Genomic DNA, 6,836 nt, shown 5'->3' with positions numbered 1-6,836 from the left:
GGCCCGCCGCCGCGCCGACGGCCTGCCCGGTCTCGCGATCGGCTGGGGCCCCTGGGCCGAGGTCGGCATGGCCGCCCACATGGCCGACCGCATGGCCAGGACCGGCACCGCGATGATCCCTCCGGAGCAGGGCGTCGACGCCCTCGTGGCCCTGCTCGGCGCGCCCGTCGCGCAGATCGGCGTGATGCCGGCCGTCGGGCGGGAACGGCCCGTCCGGGCCGGGTCCGGTGACGGTTCTCGGCCGGCCCCCGCCGCCCCGTCCGCCCCGTCCGAGTCCTGGCGTGCCCGGCTGACGCGGACGCCGTCGGCCGAGCGCCCCGGGCTGCTGCGCGGCTACCTGGAACGGCAGCTCGTCACCCTGATGGAGCTGCCCGCCGGGTACCGCGTCGACGGGCACACCACGTTCGCGGAACTCGGCATGGACTCGCTGATGGTCGTCGAGCTCCGCAACCGCCTCCAGCGCGATCTGGAGGTCTCGCTCGGCTCGACCGTCGCCTTCAACCACCCCACGGTCGAACAGCTCCAAGCACACCTGGAGGAACAGCTCGGCCTCGACGCGGAGCCCGCCGGCGCGACGGCGCCCGCGGACGCCTCCGGCCGCCCGGACGACTCCCGCCACCCGGAGAACTCCGGCGGTCGCGACGCCCCGGGCGACCCGGACGCCCTGCCCCTGGACGACCTTCGGGCGCTTGTCGACCGCGAACTCGACCTGCTGCTGAACGACGATGAGGACGCCACGCCGTGACCGACCACCACGACAGCACCGACGCGCTCAGGCTGCGCAAGGCGCTCACCGCCATCCGCGGACTGCAGGCCCGGGTCCGCGAACTCGAGCAGGAGCGGTCACAGCCGATCGCCGTCATTGGTATGGGCTGCCGCCTGCCGTCGGCGCCCGACCCGGACGCCTACTGGGAGCTGCTGCGCACCGGGCGTGAGGCGATCGGGGACATTCCCGCCGACCGGTGGGACGTGAAGGCCCTCTACGATCCCGACCCCTCGGCCGAGGACCGCATGTACTGCCGCCGCGGCGGCTTCCTCGACGACGTAGCCGGGTTCGACGCGGCCTTCTTCGGGATCTCACCGCGCGAGGCCAAGCGTCTGGACCCGCAGCAGCGGCTGCTCCTCGAAGTGGCGTGGGAGGCGCTGGAGGACTCCGGGCGCGACCCCCGCCGGCTCGGCGGCAGCCGCACCGGCGTGTTCGTCGGCATCTCGGAGGCCGAGTACCTGCACCAGATGCAGCGTGGGGCCGCGCACTCCGTGGAGATGCACGATGTGACGGGTACGGCCCTGAGCGTGGCCAGCGGCCGGCTCTCCTACCACCTCGGTCTGCGCGGCCCCAGCCTGGCACTGGACACGGCCTGTTCGTCGGCCCTGGTGGCCGTGCATCTGGCGGTACGCAGTCTGCGCGCAGGCGAGTGCGACATGGCACTCGCCGGCGGAGCCAGCCTGATGCTGTCGCCGGACGCGTTCATCGCGTTCTGCAAGGGCTCGGCGCTCGCCGCCGACGGCCGCTGCAAGACCTTCGACAGCCGCGCCGACGGCTACGCGCGAGGCGAGGGCGCCGGCGTCGTCGTACTGAAGCGGCTCGCGGACGCCCTCGCGGACGGCGACCCCGTGCACGCGGTGATCCGGGGCACCGCCGTCAACCAGGACGGACGCACCAACGGGCTGACCGCGCCCAACGGCCTCGCCCAGCAGGAGGTCATCCGGGCGGCGCTGGCGGACGCCGGGATCGCGCCGCACGAGGTGGGCTATGTCGAGACGCACGGCACCGGCACCCAACTCGGCGACCCCATCGAGGTGGAGGCGCTCGGCGCTGTCTTCGGCGACCGCGGCCCGTCGGGGCCGCTGCTGATCGGCGCCGCGAAGACCAACATCGGGCACCTGGAGGCCGCCGCCGGGGCGGCCGGACTGATCAAGGCCGTCCAGGTGCTGCGGCACGGCCAGGTTCCCGCCAACCTCAACTTCCGGGAGCCCAACCCGCACATCCCGTGGGCGGACCTGCCGGTGGAGGTGCCCACCGGGCTGCGGGACTGGCCCGAGGGCACCCGCGCCGCCGGAGTCAGCTCCTTCGGCTTCAGCGGGACCAACGCCCATGTCGTCCTGGAAGCGGCCCCCGTACCGGCCGCGCCCGCCGCGACCCAGGGCCCCGACCGGCCCCGCCATGTGCTGCCGCTGTCCGCGCGCAGCCCCGAGGCGCTGCGCGAACTCGCGGGCCGCTACGCCACGTTGCTCGCCGACCCTTGCGCGCCCCCGCTCGCCGACGTCGCCCACACCGCCGGCACGGCACGCTCGGCCCACCCGCACCGGCTGGCGGTCCCCGCGGCCGACGCCACCGAGGCGGCCGGGCTGCTGGCCGCCTACGCGGAGGGCCGCCGCGCCCGTGTCTCGTCGGGCCACGCCACCGAACGCCCCGCCGTCGCCTTCCTGTTCACCGGCCAGGGATCCCAGTACGCGGGGATGGGCCGGCTGCTGTTCGACACGCACCCGGGCTTCCGGCGGACCCTGGAGACCTGCGACGAGATCCTGCGCGGGCACCGCCTCCTGGACGTCCCGCTGCTCGACGTGCTGTACCCCAAGCCGGACGGCCCGGGACAGGGCCTGATCGACCGCACCTCGCACGCCCAGCCGGCGCTCTTCGCGCTGGAGTACGCGCTCGCGGAGCTGTGGCGCTCGTGGGGCGTCGAGCCGCAGGTCGTGCTCGGGCACAGCACAGGGGAGTACGCGGCCGCCTGCGTGGCGGGCTTCTTCAGTCTGGAGGACGGACTGCAACTGGTCGCCCGCCGAGCCCGGCTCATCGAGGACACCACCTCGGGCGGCGCCACGGCGGCGGTCCTCGCGCCGGCGGACGAGGTCGTGCCGGTTCTCGAACCCTTCGCCGGGCAGGTCGGTGTCGCCGGGCTGAACGGGCCCCGCGAGACCCTGATCGCGGGCACCGCCGACGCCGTCGCCGAGGCGCTCGCGGAGCTGAAGGCCCGGGGGCTGGACGGCCGGCCGCTGCGCGTTCCGCACGCCCCGCACTCCCCGATGATCGAGCCCGCCCTCGCCGCGTACGAGGAGGCCGCCGCGCGGGTCACGTACACCGCGCCCCGCGTCAGGATGATCTCGAACGTGACGGGCGGACCGGTCGACACGGTGGACGCCGCCTACTGGCGCCGCCACATGCGGGAGCCGGTCCGGTTCTCCGACGGCATGGCCGCCCTCGCCCGGGAGGACTGCGGCGCGATCCTGGAGATCGGTCCCCAGCCGGTGCTGCAACTGATGGGCCGGCAGAGCTGGACCGGACCCGCCGTGCGCTGGCCGTCCTCGCTGTGGGAGGGCCGCGACGACTGGAGGCAGATGCTGCACAGCGTCGCCGAGCTGTACACGGCGGGCGTGGACGTCGACTGGGCCGCGTTCGACGGCCCGTACCCGCGTCGACGCGTGCCGGCTCCCACGTACCCCTTCCAGCGCACTCCCCACTGGTTCGCACGGAGAGAAGAGTCCACTGTGTCCGAGCAGCCCTCGCCCCAGGTGTACGACCCCGCGCCGGCCACCGAGGCGGGGCGGCACGAGCGCATCCTCGCCGATCTGCGGGAACGCATCGGCGCCGGACTGGAGATGGAGGTCGCGGACATTCCGCCCGGGACCCCCCTCGTCGACCTCGGGGCGGACTCGCTGCTGATGGTGCGGATCATCCAGGACCTCACCGATCTGTACGGCATCACCCTCACCGTGGGCCGGCTCTTCGACGACCTGGACACCCCCGAGGCCCTCGCGGAGCATGTGGACGCCCACGTTCCCGCCGGGCACCCCCTGCCGGGCGACACCCCCGCCCCGGTCCGGATGCCCGCCCCGGCCTCCGTGCCCGCCCCTGCGCAGGCCGCCGGACCCGTGGCGCCCACCGCCCTGCCGGCCCTCCCGGCCGGCGCCGCGGAACAGGGCGGACTCGCCCGGCTGATGGCGGCCCAACTCGAGGTGATGCAGCGCCAGCTGGAGGTCCTGGCCCGGCATGGGGACGGCGCACCCGCCGCCCTGCCCGGCCCCACCCCGGCCGCCGCCCTGCCCGTACCGCGCCGTGAGACGGCCGCCGCACCGGCCGCCGCCGCCCGGCCCCCCGCCGCGGCCGGCACCCCGCCCCGGGAACTCACCCCGCGTCAGCGCGCCCACCTCGACGAGCTGCTGGACACCTACAAGAAGCGGACGGCGGGCTCGCTGGCGCGAGCCGTCGACCACCGGGCGCGGCGGGCCGACACCCGGATGCGGTCCGTGCGGCCCGAGACCCGCTCCGTCTCGTACCCGGTGATCGGCGAGCGGGCGCGTGGCGCCCGCTTCTGGGACATCGACGGCAACGAGTACATCGACATCGCCATGGGAGTCGGGGTGCTGCTGTGCGGCCACGACCCCGACTTCGTCACCGGGGCCGTCGCCGAGCGGCTGGAATTCGGCCTCCAGCTCGGCCCCATCTCGTCGCTGTCCGACGAGGTCGCCGAGCTGGTGTGCGAGATGACGGGCGTGGAGCGGCTGTTCTTCGCGGTGACCGGCACCGACGCGGTCCGCGGCGCGCTGCGCATGGCCCAGGCGGCGACCGGCCGCTCCCGGTTCGTGATGTTCTCCGGGTCCTACCACGGCCAGGACGACCGGGTGCTGGCCCTTCCGGACGTGCTCGGCGACCCCACGCACTCCGTCCCGATGGCACCCGGCATCTCACCGCAGGCCGCCCAGGACCCGCTGATCCTCACCTACGGCGCCGCCTCGTCGCTGAAGGCCATCGAGGAGCACGCGGACCAGCTGGCGGGTGTGCTCGTCGAGCCCGTGCAGAGCCGCAACCCGGCGCTGCAGCCCGCGGACTTCCTCAAGGAACTGCGTGAGCTGACCGCACGGCTCGGCATCCCGCTCATCTTCGACGAGGTGATCACCGGCTTCCGGGTGCACCCGGGCGGCGCACAGGCGCACTTCGGGGTGAAGGCCGACATCGTCGCGTACGGAAAGGTCGTCGGTGGCGGCCTGCCGGTGAGCGTCGTGGCCGGCAAGGCCGAGTTCCTGGACCGTGTCGACGGCGGGGTCTGGGCCGACGGGCCGGGCCCCGACCCCGACAGCGAGAAGACCTACATCGGGTCGACGTTCGAGATGCACCCGCTGGCCATGGCCAGTGCCCGGGGCATCCTGCGCCACCTGCGCGACCAGGGCCCCGGGCTCCAGGAGGCCCTCACCGCGCGCACCACCCGCCTCGCGGAGACCCTCAACGCCCTCTTCGAGGCCGAGGAGGTGCCCATCCGGGTGCTGCACTTCTCCTCGGTGTTCCGGTTCGCCTGGCGCGGCAACGCCAGCTACGCGTACCAGCCACTGGAGATCGAGGTGTTCCACTTCCACCTCCTGAGCCGGGGCATCTACATCTGGGAGGGACGCACCTGCTTCCTGTCCACCGCGCACACCGACGAGGACATCCAGGGCATCGTCACCGCCGTCGAGGAGTCCATCGCGGCCATGCGCGACGGGGAGTTCCTGCCGCCCGCCCCCGGTGCCACCACGAGCGCCCCGCGTCCCGTTCCCCTCGGCGAGGAGCAGCGGCCCCTGCCGGCCCTGGAACGCCGTGCCGAGGGCGGTCCCTCGTGGACGGTGCCCGAGGACATCCGGTTGCACGGGCCCCTCGACCTGCCCGCGCTGCGCCGCGCCATGGCCGCCCTGACCAACCGTCACGAGGCGCTGCGCACGGTCTTTCCCGACGGCGGCGCGAGCGGAACCGCCGAGGTGCGGCCCGCCGCCGACATCCCCGTCGAGGTCGTCGATCTCAGCGGGACCCCCGCCGGCCGGCGCGACGCGGCGGTCGGGGAGTGGTGGCGGGAGGCGATGGGACAGCCGTTCTCCCTCACCGAGGGTCCGCTGCTGCGCGTCGCCGTGCTCAGGCTCGCCGACGACCTGCACGAGCTGACCCTGCTCGCCCACCACATCGTGTCGGACGGCTGGTCCGTCTCCGTCCTCACCGAGGAGCTTGCCGCGCTGTACACCGCCGAGCGCCGTGGCACGCCCGCGACGCTCGGCCGCCCCCTCCAGCACCGCGACGTCGTGGAGTGGCAGCAGCGGCGGCGGCCCGAGCTGGGCGAGCAGCAGGCGTACTGGCTGGAGCTGTTCCGCGACGGCTTCCCCGACACGCTGCTGCCCACAGACCGTGCCCGCGACGGCGACGCGGGCTCCCACCACGGCGCGCGGTTCACCACCACCCTCGACCCAGAGCTGCTCACCGCGGTCAAGAAGGTGGGGCGGGCCCACAAGGCGAGCCTGTTCATGACCCTGCTCACCGCGTACAACCTGCTCGTCCACGAACTGACCGGCCAGGACGACATCGTGGTCGGCACCCCGCAGGCGGGCCGCACCCTCAAGGGCAGCGAGTCGGCCGTCGGCTACTGCGCCCACTTCCTGCCGGTGCGCAGCCGGCTGGCCGCGGACGCCACCCTCGCCGACCACCTGCGGGCCACCCGGACGGCCGTGCTGGCCGCGTTCGAGCACCAGGAGGTGCCGTTCGCGCGGCTGCGCGAAGCGCTCGGCGCGGACCCCGCCACCTACCCGCTGCCCCTGCGGACCGTCTTCAACCTGGACCGGGCCACCCCGTGCCCCGACTTCGGCGGACTGCGGGCCGAGTTCCGGCCCGTGCCGACGCGGTTCGCGCTCACCGACTTCCGCCTCGACGGCCTGGAACACGACGGCGGACTGCGCCTGGACTTCGACTACCGCACGGACCTCTTCGACGACGTCACCGTCCGCGCCTGGGCGGCACGGTTCCGGGCGCTGCTGGAGGCACTGGCCGCCCATCCGGAGCGACGCGTCGACGACCTGCCGCGCTGAAGGCCCCCGAGTAC

The 6,836-nt window shown here is 74.4% G+C and carries 2 protein-coding genes; both read left to right on the top strand.

Features of this window, described 5'->3' with window-relative positions:
- Positions 1-745: acyl carrier protein (locus LZ604_RS11675; RefSeq protein ID WP_234514923.1), on the top strand; the 745-nt coding region annotated here is incomplete at its 5' end.
- On the top strand, positions 742-6,822 hold the full coding sequence (locus LZ604_RS11670) for an aminotransferase class III-fold pyridoxal phosphate-dependent enzyme (RefSeq protein WP_308283578.1): 6,081 nt from the start codon (positions 742-744) through the stop codon (positions 6,820-6,822). The genes LZ604_RS11675 and LZ604_RS11670, both read left to right, overlap by 4 nt.
- The last annotated feature ends 14 nt before the right edge of the window (positions 6,823-6,836 follow it).

This window comes from Streptomyces glomeratus (assembly GCF_021462825.1).
GTDB lineage: Bacteria > Actinomycetota > Actinomycetes > Streptomycetales > Streptomycetaceae > Streptomyces > Streptomyces glomeratus.
This window is presented reverse-complemented; position numbering and strand designations above follow the sequence as displayed.